The organism is Leifsonia sp. C5G2, assembly GCF_013359685.1.
Taxonomy (GTDB): domain Bacteria; phylum Actinomycetota; class Actinomycetes; order Actinomycetales; family Microbacteriaceae; genus Leifsonia.
Genome location: NZ_JABFMV010000001.1, coordinates 564,122 through 579,376 on the forward strand (window position 1 = coordinate 564,122; position 15,255 = coordinate 579,376).

Consider the following 15,255-nt stretch of genomic DNA (forward strand, 5'->3'; position numbering starts at 1 on the left):
TACCGAGTGGTGCCCCCACACCACCTCTCACTGTCTCCAGAGCTCGACCTTGTCGAAGGACGCCCATTGATTCGGGGAGGCGTTGGAGTAGGCGCCGATCGTGATGCTGCCGGAGGTGACGACGATCCCGGCGATACTCAGCCGCCGCCAGTTCGGATATCCGAGCCCCGGTGTCGATGCGGTCAACTCCGGCGCCCCGGCCGCGTACCCCTTGGCAGACAGGAAGCTCGCCGCTTGGCCTCCTCCTCCCTCGGCCCAGGCCGTGAGCGTGTATGTGCCGTTGGGGACGGTGACGGTCTGGCCGGTGTAGACCTCGTATGCGGTCGCCTTGTAGTGGCTGAGTCGTGTCGCGCCGTTGAAGGCGTCGGCTTCGGTGTAGTCGGCGTCGGCGCTGGTGCCCGCCGATCCTGGCCAGGTGCTCCAGCTGCCGGGCGACTGCGTTGGTCCGGAGGCGTCGAAGTCGCCGTTCGGCACTGAGATGTCCGAGATGGAGTCGTAGACGGGTTGGGCACCCGTCGACAGGTCGAGAGCGTCCAGCTGCACGTAGCCTCCGCCGGTCGCGGGCTTGGTCAACCGGATCGTGTTGCTGCCCGCTGCCAGCACCACCGGGATCTGAACGATGTTCCGCGAGAACTGCCCCCACCCCTCGGTGCGCGGGAAGGCCACGGTCGCCTTCGCTGACCCGTTCACGGCCAGCTGCAGGCTGCTCGTCGCAGTGGTTCCGTTCGCGAACGACACGTCGGCGCTGTACTCGCCGGCGGTGGCCGCATTCACCGTGAACTGCACGTAGTTGCCGGGATCATCGATCCCGCCGACGTAGGAACCGGCGGATGCGGTGGAGCCGGACAGCACTTCCGCGCCGCTCAGGCTCGCCGACTCCGCTTCATAGCGGGCGGTCGTCGGCTGGGTGACCTGCTCGACGGTGATGTTGTCGATCGCGGCGAAGCCGGTCGGCCCCGGAGGCAGGTGGAGGCCGACCTCGGCGGTCGAGCCGTCGGCCGTGAGATCGACATGGCGCGATACCCATTGGTTCTGGCTGTTCGAGTACGAGCCGACGACCGAGGCGTACTGCTCCACGCCGCCGGGGTTCGTGGCGTAGAGTCGCGCCGCCTGATCCGACTGGATGAACGCCTGGACCCGATACGTAGCGCCCGCCTGCAGTCCGCGCAACGTCGTGGAGAGCTTCACCTCCGGTACTGCGCTGTCGGTGAATACGGTTCCCTTCCAGCTGCCGGACTGGGCCGTACCGTTATTCTCGGCGAACGCATTCGGGCTGCCCGGGTCCGCGCCGGGTGTCCATTCGCTCCATCCCGCGAGCGTTCCCTGCTCGAAGTCTGCGTTGTCGATGAGGAGCGTCTTCTCCGGCTGGATGCTCTGGGCGTTGACGTAGAAGTTCGTGCCGTCCTGCGAGCCTCCCCGGGCGACGATCTGTGCGGCGGCGTTGCTCTGATACAGAGCGGCGATGTCGTCCCAGGACTGGCTGTGCGGGTAGTTCTGCTTGATGTACGGCGGGTAACCGGTGGTGTTGTCGTTGATGTAGCGACCTGCTCCGTTCTGGTAGATCCTGTCCTTGAACTCTTGAGGAGTCCCGGCCATGCCGGTGATGATCCCCATCAGGCCGGCGACGCCGGAGGCGGTGCAGTCGGCGTCGTTTCCGATCAGGGAAGCGATCTTCAGCGTGGTGAGGTAGTCGTTGCCGCCGTAGAGGATCGACAGGATGAGCGATCCCATGTTCCGGTCGGGGATCGCCATCGCGTTGTCCTGCCCGTAGACGTTCCGGGTGAAGGCCAGCAGTTGGCCTTGGGCCCAGCGCCAGTCGGTCGCGTTCTGACCGTGGAGCGCGACGGCCTTCTGATACACCTGGTACGGCCATCCGTTCCGGGGCAGCACGTCCTTCGCCTGGGCGAGCACGTCCCTCACGTCCGGGGCGAAGTACGCGAGCGAGTACATGGTGCCGAGGAACTTCGCCCAGGTGACCGAGTCCCATTCCGTCGTGACGGAGGCGAAGCGGCCGGTGAGGTCGCGGGCGGTCGCTGGCATCCCCGGCGCGACCATGCCAAGGGTGTCGTTCTCGATGTACGCCTCGGTGAGCCAGTAGAAGCGGTTGAACTCGGCAGTGCCGGTCTGTGGCGGCAGGTATCCCTGGGTGCGCATGAGCCCGTTGGCGAGTTCGCCCGGCCCCCAGTCGCCGACGTCGTGCGCGACCCATTCGTCCTTGATGTCCTGAAACGACGGGTTGGGGCCGTGATCGGCGAGGATGAGCTGGTTGAAGAAGTCGATGTGGTAATCGTCGTCGCTGCCCGTCTCGTTGCTCGCGAAGTTGGGCGCTCCGACGCGGTCATAGCCGGGGTAGTTGTTCGGCGTCCAGCAGCTGGCCGGCGCGTCGCCGGAGTAAGGGCCGTAGGCGGGACGGAAGCAGTCGTCGGTCGGATACGGGTTCGGCGAGGCGTATTCGTAACCGGTGACGACGCCGCCGACCTGTCCGAGGATGCCGGCGAGGGTCTTGTCGTAGTAGCTCGCCTTGGAGATCGTCAGGGTGGAGGCGCGGGCGGCCGGGGCGTCGCTGATGGCGAGGCCAGAGGCGAGCAGCGCCGTGGTGGCGGCCAGAGCTGCGAGGGGGATGAGGCGTCGAGACACGGAAGAACTCTCCTTTGAGCGGTGGTGTGGCTTGACGGGTGTGGGGTCCTGCCGGCGGAGCGGGCTAGGGGCGCTCCGCCGGCAGGAGGATCACGCGGTCGTGACCGGCGTGGTGAGGAACTCCTCCGCGTAGCGGTGCGCGTCCTCGATGATGAGCGCGATGCGCTTCGCGGCGGCGTCGAGGGTGTCCTCGACGAGCCCCATGGTGGGTATCACAGCCTTGCGCACCGGAAGCCGCCACGCCTTCACGTATCCGGCTTCGTGCACCCCGGAGGAGCCGTGGGCGGCGTCGCCGAGATTGACGTGCCCGAACGACCGGTTGCTGACGGCGAAGAGGTCCTCATCGGGCAGGTCGTGGTAGACGGGCACATTGAAGCGGTGGCCGGTCTGGACCAGCGGCGTGATGCTGCTGAGCGCATCGAACCACGCCTCGCCGGCGACCAGGTGTCCCGGCATGGCCGCGTGCAGCTCGTCGACGAGCGACCGCAGGCCCTCCGTGGTGCTCCCAGCGGGGTCGTTGGCGTGCATGGCGGTGATGTCGAGGAACGTCGCATCGAAGCCGAAGCGTTCCTGCAGCGTCGCCACCTGGTCGACCAGGTGTGCGCGCCACGGTGCGAACGCGGGGTTGAGCAGCGCGCCCGACCCGTGATCGTAGTGACGCGACCCGTCCCAGTCCACCGAGCCGGCGTCCACGAGCCCGCTGGCCCGGCGCAGGACGCCGGGGGCGCCCCACCGCTCGAAGCCCTCGACGTCGCGGGATGCGATGTTGGATCCGAACATCGGCATGACATGCACGCCGAGCTCGCGCGCTTCGCCGATCAACCGATGGAAGCCGTCCGAACCACCGAGAGCGGGGTCTGTGTCGTAGCGCCCGTACCAGCGGTAGTAACGCCCCTCCCAGCCGGGCACGTACGCGAGAATGCGCTCCCCGCTGAGCTGCGCGGCGACGCGGCGGATCTGCGTCAGCATCGCGTCGTAGTCGAGGAACACGCGGCCGGTGAAGTGGCGTCCGTGCAGCGTCATGACCAGCGAGACCTGCCGCATCCACTCGGGCACGTCGGCGCGGCTCTCCCACGGCTCGGCGGGATAAGCGGCGTGCACGTGCTCGCGATGGGCGACGAGCGCCGCAGTGGGTTCCGCCACCTCCTCGAGCGCCCATTCGACGGTGAGCGTCGGGCTCGGCCGCGTGGCGTCCGCCTCGACGAGCAGGTCGACGTCCATGACCTCCGGGCTCCCGAACTGCGGGATGAAAGCGAAGCTCGCGGGACGCGGCACGTCGTCGCGCAGGCCGGCCGTGAGCTTCCGTCCGCCTGGCTGCTCGATGCCGAGGAACGGGGTGGCGAGGTCGTGCCATCCGTTGGGGTACCGCACGATGCGTCCGTCTTCGCCGACCTCCAGCCGCCCTTCGCGCACCTCGGTCACGTCGCCGGTGGCGAGATCGTGCACCGTGACTCCGATCGACCGGATGCCGTCCGGGTGGGTCCCGGTCAGGGTCAGCCGGATGCCGTCGCCCGCGGCGCTCAGCACAGCGGTCAGCGTCCCGGTGCTGATCTGCTGGCCGCCGGCCCAGGTGAGGCCGGAGGCCGAGACCGTGGTGACACCGTCTGCCTCCTCGACGGTGGTCAGCCCGCCGTCGAGACCGTAGACGTTGTCGAAGGTGTGGATGCGGAAGCTGAGCTCCCCGATCCGCGACGGGAATCGCGGGTGCGGGTAGCGGAAGCTGAGATCCATCATGCGGTGTGTCTCCTCGGTGTGGGGATGGTCACTTCAGGCGTTCGTTCCAGGCGGACTGGGTGGCGGCGATGGCGCCGTCGCCCTTTCCGTCGATCACCCACGAGCGGATGAACTGCAGGAACGGACCGGTGGAGTCGATGAACAGGGAGTTGTACTTGGCCGTGTCGGGGACCTGCGCGGTCGCGATGAGCTTGTTCGCGGTGACGCGGCGCGGGTCGGCAGCGGTGTTGGGGTTGTCGACGAGGTCGGAGCGGACAACCAGCGAGCCGGCCTTGGCGACGATGTCGGTCTGCACCTTCTCGCTCATGGACCACTTGATGAAGTCCCACGCCGTTCCAGCGTTCTTCGCGCCGGTCGGGACGCCCACGATGTCGCCGCCGACGAACGAGGCCGTCTTGCCGTCGACGCCGGGGATCGGGGTCACGTCGAAGTCGGGTCCGCCCTTGGCGCCGTAGATGCCGATGGCGAAGCTGCCGAGGGCGATCATGCCGATCTTGTTCGACTGGTAGCTGGTGATCCAGGTGGCGCCGGTGTCGTCCTTCGCCGACGGCGGGATGAGCTTCTCCTGCCACATGGTCTGGAACAGGTTCATCGCGTCCGCCACGGCCGGGTCGTCGAGCGTGGCCTTCGTGCCGCCCTTGTTGAGGATGTTGCCGCCGTTCGCCCAGATGAACGGCAGCGTCGCGTAGGCGTTGCAGCCGGCGCAGTTGCCGGCGAAGTAGAACCCGTAGGTGTCGTTGCCGAGTGCGGTGATCTTGCGTGCGGCGTCGAGGATGTCGGCTGACGTCTTCGGCGGGTTCGCCGGGTCCAGGCCGGCCGCCTTGAAGAGCGTCGGGTTGTAGTAGAGGAGGGATACATCCAGCTGGTGCGGGACGCCGTAGATCTTGCCGTCCTTGCTCGAGATGTCGATCGCCGCCGGGGCGAGGTCCTTCTTGTACTCGAGGCCGTTCACCTTGTCGGTGATGTCGGTCAGGAGGTCCTGGCTGACCAGCGCCTGCGCGTTGGCGATGTCCGCGACAGCGATGTCGGGGACGTCTCCGGAGTTGACGCCCTGCACGAACTTCTGCACGTACTGTGCGTCGGGGATCGCCACGAGCGAGATCTTGCGCTTCGGGTTCTCCTTGTTCCACTCGGCGACCATCGCCTTGTCCAGCGGCGCGTCGGCCGCACGCACCCAGAGGGTCGCGGGGCCGTTGCCCTCGGAGGTGGTTCCGGAACTGGAGGAGCAGGCGGTGACCGCGAACGCGGTCGCCGCGGTCAGCACCACGGCTGCGGCGCGGAGGGTGTGTCGTCTGGTGATCATCGGGGGTGCCTTTCGGGTCGCGCTCGGCGGTGAGCGGCTTGTGGAGGGTGATGCGGTGGAGTGGTGCGGGGGTCAGCCCTTGACGGCGCCGGCCGTCAGACCGGCGACGTAGTAGCGCTGGAGGAGGAGGAACACGACGATGCAGGGCAGGGCGGAGACGATCGCTCCGGCCTCCAGGACGCCCCAGTTGAGCGTCCCGAAGGCGCCGGACTGAAGGTTCGCGAGTGCCACGGGGAGCGTGAAAGCGTCCTGCTTGGTCGTGAAGATGAGGGCGGCGAGGAACTCGTTCCACGCGTTGAAGAAGGCGTAGATGGCGACCGTCGCGATACCGGGCACGACCATGGGCCCCATGACGCGGGTGAGGGTCGTCCAGGTGGAGGCGCCGTCCATGATGGCGGCCTCCTCGATCCCTCCGGGGATCGCCTGGAACGATGCCCGCATCGTGAACACTCCGAACGGAAGCACAAAGCTCGTGTAGACGAGGATGAGCCCGAGGATCGAATTGGTCAGGTGCACCGAGTTCAGGATCGCGTAGAGGGCCGGGATGATCGATTGGAAGGGGATCATCAGGGTGCTCAGCAGGACGATGAACAGCACCCCGGCCCCGCGGAACCGGAAGCGCGCGAAGCCGTAGCCGGCGAGCACGCTGAGCCCGGTGCCCAGCAGGACGGTCCCGACTGCGGCCATCGCACTGTTGGCGGCGTACTGCCACATCCCCGCGTCGGCGAGGGCCCGGTAGTTCTCGATGCTGAAGACGCGCGGGAGGTAGGTGGGTGGCACCTGGGCGAACTCGGCCGAGGTCTTGAACGAGCTGAGGAACAGCCACCCCAGTGGGGCGACGAACAGCAACCCGACGATGGAGCTGACGATGTAGAAGGTAGCGCTGCTCCAGAAGGAGCGGGGCCGTCGCGCCGACGGGGCGCTGGGCATCTCGGGACGGGGCGTGTTGTCGGAAGCGTCGGACGCGGGGCGTCGGGTCGTCCGGCTGGGCAGTTCGAGGTCGGTGGTGGTCATCAGTCGTTCGCCTTCCGGAGCACTCGGAACTGCACGATGGTCAGCAGCAGGAGGACGACCATGAGGATCACCGACAGCGCTGCCGAGTACCCCAGGTCGAAGTCGATGAACGCCGCCCGGTAGATCAGGTAGACGACGGTGATCGTCGATCCGTCCGGGCCGCCCTGGGTGAGGATGAAGAACTGGTCGAACGCCAGGTAGCTGCTGATCACCGTGAGGATGAGCACCAGCGCGATCGTCGGGCGCAGGAGCGGGATGGTGATGCCGAAGAGCTTCCGCCACCACCCCGCGCCGTCGAGGGAAGCCGCTTCGTAGAGGTCGCCCGGAATCGCGTTCATGCCCGACATCAGGAGGAGCATGGTGAGCCCCACGGTCTTCCACACGACGAGGACGATCACGATTCCGAAGGCCAGTCCGAAGGTTCCGAACCAGGAGATCGGCTGGTCGATCGCCCCGACATCCCGCAGCACCTGGTTCACGACACCGATCCGGCCGTCGAGGATCCACAGCGTGATGTAACTCGCCGTGGCGAAGCCGATCACGACCGGGACCACGATGAGCGTGCGGAAGACGGGCGTTCCCCGCCGCTTCGTCGTGACCAGCAGCGCGAGGGCGAAGCCGACCGCGAAGAGCACGACCGTGACGACGACGGTGTAGAGCGTCGTGAACCCGAACGTCTTGTAGAGGCTGGGGTCGGAGAAGGCGCGGACGTAGTTGTCCAGCCCGAGGAAGGTCATCTTGCCTAGGAGCGAGTACTTGAAGAACGAGACGACGACGGTCCACAGGGTCGGGGCGACGAACAGCACCGCCACGAGGAGCATGGCCGGGAGGACGAAGAGCAGCCCTGCGCGATTGCGGCGGGCCAGGGGTCCTCGGCGGCGCCGCGGGACGGCCGTTCTGAGCGGGGGCGCTACGGGCACCGTTGCCATGGGGCGAACCTCATTCACGAAATCGATATCGTAACCTTGAGGCAAGACATTACTGGCCGCGGCGGGCGAAAGTCAACTAGGCTCGGCAACGATTTCGTAAGGAGGTCCGAGTGAGCGAATCCCTCGTCGACGGCAAGCGGATCACGCTGCGCGACGTGGCCACGGCGGCCGGCGTCACGACCTCCACGGTCTCCAAAGTCATCAACGACCGGAGGGACGTCGGCCCAGAGGTGCGCCAGCGGGTGCAGGAAACCATCGCCGCGCTCGGCTACCGCCCCAACTCGGTCGCCCGCGGCCTCCGCACCCAGCGCAGCGACACCATCGCCATCGTCACCGACGACCTCGAAGGCATCTTCACCAACTCGCTGATGCGCGGGGTGGAAGAAGTGGCGTCGGCGGCGGACAAGGCCGTGCTCCTCTGCAACAGCTACGGCGACAGGGAGCGCGAGGCGCGGCAGCTCAGCAGACTGATCGACCGCCAGATCGACGCCCTCATCTTCATGTCCGGCAACCGGGTCGGACCGCGTCCCGAACCCGCGATGGAGGTCCCCGACCACATCCCGTACGTCTACCTCTACGAGTACGGACCCCCCGGGACGACGGCGGTCCTCCCGGACGATCAGGGCGGCGCTGCGCTAGCGGTCGACCACCTCATCGAGCGCGGGGCGCGCCGGATCGTCTTCCTGAACGGCCCGACGGACTGGGAGGCCACGGCCGACCGCCTTGCCGGGTTCACGGCGGCCCTCGAGCGCAACGGTCTGCCCGCGACGTCCGATCTCGTCGAGAGCTCCCCCACGTGGGACCCGGAGGACGGCTACGCGACGATGAACGCCCTCTTCGAGCGCGTACCGGACCTCGACGCCGTGTTCTGCTGCAGCGACGACCTGGCCACAGGGGCGCTCGAAGCGCTGCACGATCGTGGTGTGGCTGTCCCGAACGACGTCCAAGTCGTCGGCTTCGACAACCGCTCGCTCGCCATTCACCAACGACCGCCACTCACAACGGTCGCTCTCCCCCTCGTCGAGATGGGCATGGAAGCAGGACGACTCGTGCTCGGAGAGCGGCCCATCCCCGAGAGCCTCGAGCTCCGGGTCGGGTGCTCGCTCGTGGCACGGGAATCGACGCGAAGCTGAGCCCCGACGATCCGCTGGAGCTCTTGGTTCGCCAATTCACTCCGGTGGGAGCAGATCGTGGTCGAAACGCTCCTGACACCGCAGAACGGCGGCTGATGATCAGCCGCCGTTCGTTTTCGAGTCTTGTAGCGAGGGCGGGACTCGAACCCGCGACACCACGATTATGAGCCGTGTGCTCTAACCACCTGAGCTACCCCGCCGTGGCATCCCCTCGCCGTGCGACGCGTCGCGAGACGGGGAGACGGAGCCCCCTGTGGGAATCGGACCCACTACCTCTTCCTTACCAAGGAAGTGCTCTACCAATGAGCTAAGGGGGCGGAGCCGGCGCCGGCCAGAGGACCGGCCGTTTTCGGCAACCGTACGAGGATACCATCTGCGGCCGGGTGCTCCGAACCACGCGCGAGCGGCGCATCCATGGGACGCAACACGCCGTTACGCGGGCGTCGGAACGGCGTGTTGCGACCCATGGAAGCGGCGGCACGCGGCCAGCCGGCGGCCGCGACGCCCCGCGCCGGCCGCGCCGGGCGTCAGGCGGCCTTGGCGGGAGCGGAGGCTCCGTCGAGGGCGTCGAGCTCGTCGGCCGACAGTTGCAGCTCGACGGAGGCCAGCAGGTCGGGCAGCTGCTCCAGAGTGCGGGCGCTGGCGATCGGCGCCGTGATGGTGGGCTGGGCCGCGAGCCACGCGAGGGCGACCGTGGCGACGGACGCGCCGTGCGCGGCGGCGACCTCGTCGAGGGCGGACAGGACGGCCCGGCCGGTGTCGTCGAGGTACTTCGACGCGCCGCCTGCGCGGGCGCTGTCGACGGTCACGCCGTCGCGGTACTTTCCGGTGAGGAAGCCCGCGGCGAGGGCGAAGTACGGCATCACGCCGAGGTCTTCGCGCTCGGCGATCGCCCGGTACGCGGACTCGTAGCCGCGCTCCACGAGGTTGTAGTGCGGCTGCAGGGCGACGGCGCGGTGCAGGCCCTCGCGCTCGGTGATGCGGAACCACTCCTCGATGCGCTCGGGCGAGTAGTTCGAGATGCCGATGTAGCGGACCTTGCCCGCATCTACAAGGCCGGAGAGGGCGCCGACGGTCTCCTCCAGCGGCACCGTCTCGTCGTCGAAGTGCGCGTAGTAGAGGTCGATGTAGTCGGAGCGCAGGCGCTCGAGCGAGGCGTCCGCCGCACGGCGGATGTTGTCGGCCGCGAGCCCCTTGAAATCGGGGTGCTGGCTCACCTTGGTGGCGAGCACGACCTGGTCGCGGTTGCCACGCGCGTCGAACCACTCGCCGAGGATGCGCTCGGAGTCGCCACCTGTGTTGCCGGGCACCCAGGCCGAGTAGCCGTCGGCCGTGTCGACGAAGTCGCCCCCGGCGGCGGTGTAGGCGTCGAGCACGTCGAACGAGGTCTGGCGGTCGGCCGTCCAGCCGAAGACGTTTCCGCCCAGCGAGAGCGGGTAGACCTCGAGGTCGGACGAGCCGATCGTGCGGCGGGGTGCAGTCATGCGTGATCTCCTTCGTTTGTTCCTCTTCCACGCTAACGTCGGGGTCCCGGCGCTATTCCGGCTCTCCCTGAAGATGTGGAAAGGTCCGCATCGGCCCGTACTGTGGACGGGTGCGCACCGCCGAAGACCCTCGCCGCGAGCTGAGAGCCGACTGCTCCCGCTGCGTCGGCCTCTGCTGCGTCGCGCTCGCCTTCGCCCGCTCCGCGGACTTCGCGTTCGACAAGCCGGCGGGCGACCCGTGCCTCAACCTCGACGACGACGACCGCTGCCGCATCCACTCGCAGCTTCGCGACCGCGGGTTCAAGGGCTGCACGGTGTTCGACTGCTTCGGCGCGGGCCAGCAGGTGACCGAGCACACCTTCGACGGACGCAGCTGGCGCGACGACCCCGAGGCCCGCTCCGGGATGTTCGCGGCCTTCCCGATCATGCGGCAGCTGCACGAACTGCTCTGGTACCTGGAGGACGCCCTCGCGCTGCCGGCCGCCGCCCGCCTCCATCCCGCCCTCCGCCAGGCCCGCAGCGACGTACGATCGCTGACACGCGCGCCCGCGGCCGACATCGTCGCCGCAGACATCGACGAGCTCCGCGCACCCGCCGCCCGGCTCCTGCGGGATGCGGCCCGCCTCACCCGCGAGTCGGGTCCCGTCGGCACCTCCCCGATCGGCACGGGCCGGAGGCACGTCGCACGTTCGCGCATTCAGCCGGGAGCCGACCTGCTGGGCGCCGACCTGCGCCGGGCCGATCTGCGCGGGGCGGAGCTGCGCGGCGCCCTGCTCATCGCCGCCGACCTCCGTGAGGCCGACCTGTCGCGCGCGGAGCTCCTCGGCGCCGACCTGCGCGACGCCCGCCTGGACGGCGCAGACCTGCGCGAGGCGATCTACCTCACCCAGCCGCAGGTGAACGCCGCCTCCGGCGACGCCCTCACCCGTCTCCCGGAGACCCTGGATCGGCCGGGCCACTGGCGCTGACCGCGCCACTGCGCCCTCCCGTCGCGTCTGCGCCCGCTCGCCCTGGCGCACAGGTGACGCCGTACCGCCGTCATCGACTGCAAACGCTTCCACTCGACTCGCTATACTCCCCCTGTGACCGGCGACACGCCCGGCACCGGCGGTCGCAAGCGCTTCCACCGCAGACGCTCCAGGAGGTGGCATGCCCGGCATCGACGACGTCGCGCGCCTCGCCGGCGTCTCGACGGCCACGGTCTCGCGCGCGCTCAGCGGCAACGGCCCCGTCTCGCAGCAGACCAAGGCGCGCGTCGTGCAGGCGGCGTCCGAGCTCGGCTACGTCGTCTCCTCCGACGCCTCCAGCCTCGCCTCCGGCCGCACGCGCAACATCGGCGCCGTCGTCCCGCACCTCAACCGCTGGTTCTTCACCTCGGTGATCGAGGGCGCGGAGCGGGTGCTGCTGCGCAGCGGCTACGACCTCACCCTGTACAACCTCAGCGGCGACGGCGAGGAGCGGCGGCGCGTCTTCGAGCACCACCTGCTCCGCAACCGGGTGGACGCGGTCTTCACCGTCTCCCTCGAGCTCGCCGAGGACGAGGTCAGCCGCCTCCTCGCGATCGGCAAGCCCGTGGTCGGGGTCGGCGGACCGCTCCCGGGCGTCCGCACCCTCACCATCGACGATGTCGCGGTGGCGCGCCTGGCGACCGACCACCTCGTCTCCCTCGGGCACCGCCGGATCGCGCACATCGGCGGGTCGCACGAGTTCGACCTCGACTTCCACATCCCGACCAGCCGCCGGCTCGGCTACGAGGAGTCCCTCCGCGAGGCCGGGCTGCCGGTCGACGAGCGGCTTCACCGCGCGTCCGACTTCACCATCCCGGGCGGCTACGACGCGGCGAAGCAGCTGCTCGGCACCCCGCACGAGCGTCCGACCGCGATCTTCGCCGCCTCCGACGAGATGGCGATCGGCGCGATCCTGGCCGCCCGCGACCTCGGGCTGCAGGTCCCGGGAGACGTGTCGATCATCGGCATCGACGACCATCCGCTCGCCGAGTTCTTCGGTCTGAGCACGGTCGCGCAGCACCCCGTCGGCCAGGGCGAGCGCGCCGCCGAGCTGCTGCTCGCGGCCCTCGATCGTTCCCGGACGAGCGCTCCCGGCCGCCCGGAACCGCCCGGCCACATCGCACCGGCCGACCTGATCGTGCGGTCGAGCACCGCCGCCCACCCCTGACCCCCGCAGAACCCAAGAGAGAGACGAACACGAGGTGACCACCATCGCATCCACACCCTCCCCCGAATCCGCGCTCACGCCGTCGGCCCCCGGCCGCGAGTGGTGGCGCTCCGCCGTGATCTACCAGGTGTATCCGCGGTCCTTCGCCGACTCCGACGGAGACGGGATGGGCGACCTCCCCGGCATCACGCACCGCCTCCCCGCACTGCGCGCCCTCGGCGTGGACGCCGTCTGGCTCTCCCCGTTCCAGCGGTCGCCTCAGCGCGACGCCGGCTACGACGTCGCCGACTACCGCGACGTCGACCCGCGCTTCGGGACGCTCGCCGACTTCGACCGGATGCTCGCGGAGGCGCACGGCCTGGGTCTGCGCGTGATCATCGACATCGTCCCGAACCACTCCTCCAGCGACCACGTCTGGTTCCAGGAGGCGCTGGCGGCGGCCCCCGGCAGCCCGGAGCGCGCGCGGTACATCTTCCGCGACGGCAAGGGCGACAACGGCGAGCTGCCCCCGAACAACTGGGAGTCGATCTTCGGCGGCCCGGCCTGGACCCGCATCGCCGAGGCCGACGGCACCCCGGGCCAGTGGTACCTGCACCTGTTCGACAAGTCGCAGCCCGACTTCGACTGGGAGAACCCGTGGGTCTGGGAGCAGTTCCGCGGCATCCTGCGCTTCTGGCTCGACCGCGGCGTCGACGGCTTCCGCGTGGATGTGGCCCACGGCATGATCAAGGAGGCGGGCCTCCCCGACTACACGCCGCCGGCCGACATGGGCAGCATGGGCGGCGTCCCGCTCGAGCCCGAGATCGCCGCGCACGCCGAGGCAGACCCGCCGACGCCGCCGTACTTCGCGCAGGACGGCGTCCACGCGATCTACCGCGACTGGCACACGGTGCTCGACGAGTACGAGGGCGACCGCGTGCTGTGCGGCGAGGCCTGGGTGGAGCCGCTGGACAAGCTGGCCCGCTGGGTGCGCCCGGACGAGATGCAGCAGACCTTCAACTTCGCCTACCTGGAGACCCCGTGGGACGCGGCGGCGCTGCGCCGCGTGATCGACCGCTCGATCGCGGCGTTCAGCAGCGTCGGCGCCCCGAGCACCTGGGTGCTGTCGAACCACGACGTCGTCCGGCACGCGACCCGGCTCGCACTGCAGCCGGGCAACCTGCAGGGCCACGGCATCGGCCCGAAGACGCAGGGCCTTCCCGACCCGGCGTTCGCACTGCACCGCGCCCGCGCGGCGACGGCCCTCATGCTGGCCCTCCCCGGCTCGGCGTACCTCTACCAGGGCGAGGAGCTCGGCCTCCCGGAGGCGATCGACCTGCCCGACGAGGCGCGGCAGGACCCGACCTGGTTCCGCACCAACGGGGAGCGCTACGGCCGCGACGGCTGCCGCGTCCCGATCCCGTGGGAGGGCGAGGAGGCGTCGTACGGCTTCGGCCCGACCGCGGCGAGCTGGCTGCCGCAGCCGGCGAGCTGGGCGGCGTACACGCGTTCGTCGCAGGAGGGCGTGCCCGGTTCGACCCTGACGATGTACCAGGATGCGCTGGCTCTGCGCCGGGAGCACGACCTCGCGTTCGGCGCGCCGGAGTGGCTCGACCTCGGCGGCGACACCCTGGCATTCCGCACGGGCGACGTCACGGTCGTGGTCAACTTCGGGACGACGCCCGCCGCCCTTCCCGCCGGCGAGATCGTGCTGGCGAGCGGCGCCCTGGAGGATGGCCTGCTTCCGCGCGACACGGCCGTCTGGCTGGTCTGACGGCGCGGGGGCTCACTCCCACGCGGCGAAGTAGGGCTCGACGCGCGGGTGCAGCTGGTCGGAGAGGTCCGGCGCGGCCGCCACGATGAGGCGGTTGTCCGCCGGGCCTCCCCCGAGCCCGCTGACGCGCGCGCCGGCCTCCTGTGCGATGAGGGCGCCGGCGGCGTGGTCCCACGGATTCAGCCCGCGCTCGAAGTAGGCGTCGAGCCGGCCGGCGGCGACGCCGCACAGGTCGAGGGATGCCGCGCCGATGCGTCGGATGTCGCGCACCTCGCCGATGAGCTCGCCGACGAGGGCGGCCTGCCGCCTGCGCACCTCGGCGTCGTACCCGAAGCCGGTGCCGACCAGCGCCAGCGGCAGCTGCACGCCCTCGTTGACGTGGATGGGCTCCCCGTTGAGGCGGGCCCCTCCGCCCGCGTAGGCGGTGAACACCTCGCCGAGCACCGGGTTCACGACCGCGCCGGCGAGAGTGCGCCAGGTCGCCGGGTCGGGGTCGCCCTCGACGACGGCGATGCTGACGGCCCACGCCGGGATGTCGTAGAAGTAGTTGACGGTGCCGTCGATCGGGTCGACGACCCAGGTGAGTCCGCTGTCGCTGCTGCCCCCGCCGGACTCCTCCCCCAGGAAGCCGTCGCGCGGGCGCGAGGCCGCCAGCGCATCCCGGATCAGCTGCTCGGTCTCGCGGTCGGCGCGCGTGACGATGTCGCTCAGCGACGACTTCGACGCGGCGATCTCGACACCGTCGCGCCTGCGCTGCAGGGCGAAGGCGGCCGCCCGGCGGGCGATGGTGGCGGCGATCTCGAGCAGCTCGGCATTGGAGGTCATGCGTCCAGCCTGACAGATGCGGGGCTGCGCCGGCTCCGGGGCTCCTGGCTTCCGTCGCAGATTCGGGCGATCCGCCTCCGAATCTCCGACGGATGTCAGCCCAGCAGGAGATTCGAACGTTCGATCGCTCACCACAGCAAGAAGCCCCCGGCCGTTGGCCGAGGGCGACTCACTGAAAACGTGGCGAGTGGGGTGTCTGGGTTCACGACATAGGTCTCAGTTGATAGGTCCCTGGTGAGTCGGGACATGCGTCACAGTCGGTGGCATG

At 69.4% G+C, this 15,255-nt stretch carries 11 protein-coding genes and 2 tRNA genes; 4 read left to right on the top strand and 9 right to left on the bottom strand.

Features of this window, described 5'->3' with window-relative positions:
* Positions 1-27 precede the first annotated feature (27 nt).
* The 5 genes from HNO83_RS02730 to HNO83_RS02750 form a co-directional block, all read right to left on the bottom strand.
* Positions 28-2,637 carry a CBM35 domain-containing protein gene (locus HNO83_RS02730; RefSeq protein WP_175335945.1) on the bottom strand — a complete coding sequence of 870 codons (2,610 nt, stop codon included), beginning with the start codon at positions 2,635-2,637 and terminating at the stop codon, positions 28-30.
* A 90-nt stretch (positions 2,638-2,727) separates the two neighbouring features.
* The gene (locus tag HNO83_RS02735; RefSeq protein WP_175335946.1) at positions 2,728-4,371 is read right to left on the bottom strand and encodes a hypothetical protein; all 1,644 of its coding nucleotides are present in this window, start codon (positions 4,369-4,371) and stop codon (positions 2,728-2,730) included.
* Positions 4,372-4,399: 28 nt separating this feature from the next.
* Positions 4,400-5,674: an ABC transporter substrate-binding protein gene (locus HNO83_RS02740; protein ID WP_175335947.1), complete on the bottom strand. Its 1,275-nt coding sequence runs from the start codon at positions 5,672-5,674 to the stop codon at positions 4,400-4,402.
* Positions 5,675-5,746: 72 nt separating this feature from the next.
* A complete protein-coding gene (locus HNO83_RS02745) occupies positions 5,747-6,688 on the bottom strand; it encodes a carbohydrate ABC transporter permease (protein ID WP_249776413.1) in 942 nt (313 codons plus the stop codon).
* Positions 6,688-7,617, bottom strand: a complete 930-nt coding sequence (locus tag HNO83_RS02750; RefSeq protein ID WP_175335948.1) for a carbohydrate ABC transporter permease — start codon at positions 7,615-7,617, stop codon at positions 6,688-6,690. The genes HNO83_RS02745 and HNO83_RS02750 overlap by 1 nt, the downstream gene beginning before the upstream one ends.
* A gap of 110 nt (positions 7,618-7,727) precedes the next feature.
* On the opposite strand from HNO83_RS02750, the gene HNO83_RS02755 reads away from it, so the two are divergent.
* Positions 7,728-8,750 carry a LacI family DNA-binding transcriptional regulator gene (locus HNO83_RS02755; RefSeq protein ID WP_175335949.1) on the top strand — a complete coding sequence of 341 codons (1,023 nt, stop codon included), beginning with the start codon at positions 7,728-7,730 and terminating at the stop codon, positions 8,748-8,750.
* 126 nt (positions 8,751-8,876) lie between these two features.
* On the opposite strand, the gene HNO83_RS02760 is transcribed toward HNO83_RS02755, so the two are convergent.
* The 3 genes from HNO83_RS02760 to HNO83_RS02770 all read right to left on the bottom strand — a co-directional run bounded on the left by HNO83_RS02760 (position 8,877) and on the right by HNO83_RS02770 (position 10,234).
* Positions 8,877-8,950 (bottom strand) — tRNA-Met (locus HNO83_RS02760).
* 45 nt (positions 8,951-8,995) lie between these two features.
* Positions 8,996-9,067: transfer RNA gene (locus HNO83_RS02765), tRNA-Thr, on the bottom strand.
* A 210-nt stretch (positions 9,068-9,277) separates the two neighbouring features.
* Positions 9,278-10,234 carry an aldo/keto reductase gene (locus HNO83_RS02770; RefSeq protein ID WP_175335950.1) on the bottom strand — a complete coding sequence of 319 codons (957 nt, stop codon included), beginning with the start codon at positions 10,232-10,234 and terminating at the stop codon, positions 9,278-9,280.
* A gap of 110 nt (positions 10,235-10,344) precedes the next feature.
* Here HNO83_RS02770 and HNO83_RS02775 point away from each other — a divergent pair, with 110 nt between their 5' ends.
* The 3 genes from HNO83_RS02775 (at position 10,345) to HNO83_RS02785 (ending at position 14,162) form a co-directional block, all read left to right on the top strand.
* The gene (locus tag HNO83_RS02775; RefSeq protein WP_175335951.1) at positions 10,345-11,202 is read left to right on the top strand and encodes a pentapeptide repeat-containing protein; all 858 of its coding nucleotides are present in this window, start codon (positions 10,345-10,347) and stop codon (positions 11,200-11,202) included.
* Positions 11,203-11,383: 181 nt separating this feature from the next.
* Entirely contained in the window at positions 11,384-12,409 is a 1,026-nt protein-coding gene (locus HNO83_RS02780) for a LacI family DNA-binding transcriptional regulator (protein ID WP_175335952.1), read from the top strand.
* Positions 12,410-12,443: 34 nt separating this feature from the next.
* Positions 12,444-14,162, top strand: coding sequence for a glycoside hydrolase family 13 protein (locus tag HNO83_RS02785; RefSeq protein WP_175335953.1), 1,719 nt, complete (start codon positions 12,444-12,446; stop codon positions 14,160-14,162).
* Positions 14,163-14,174: 12 nt separating this feature from the next.
* Here HNO83_RS02785 and HNO83_RS02790 read toward each other — a convergent pair whose 3' ends face one another.
* Positions 14,175-14,987 carry an inositol monophosphatase family protein gene (locus HNO83_RS02790; protein WP_175335954.1) on the bottom strand — a complete coding sequence of 271 codons (813 nt, stop codon included), beginning with the start codon at positions 14,985-14,987 and terminating at the stop codon, positions 14,175-14,177.
* Between the last annotated feature and the right edge of the window lie 268 nt (positions 14,988-15,255).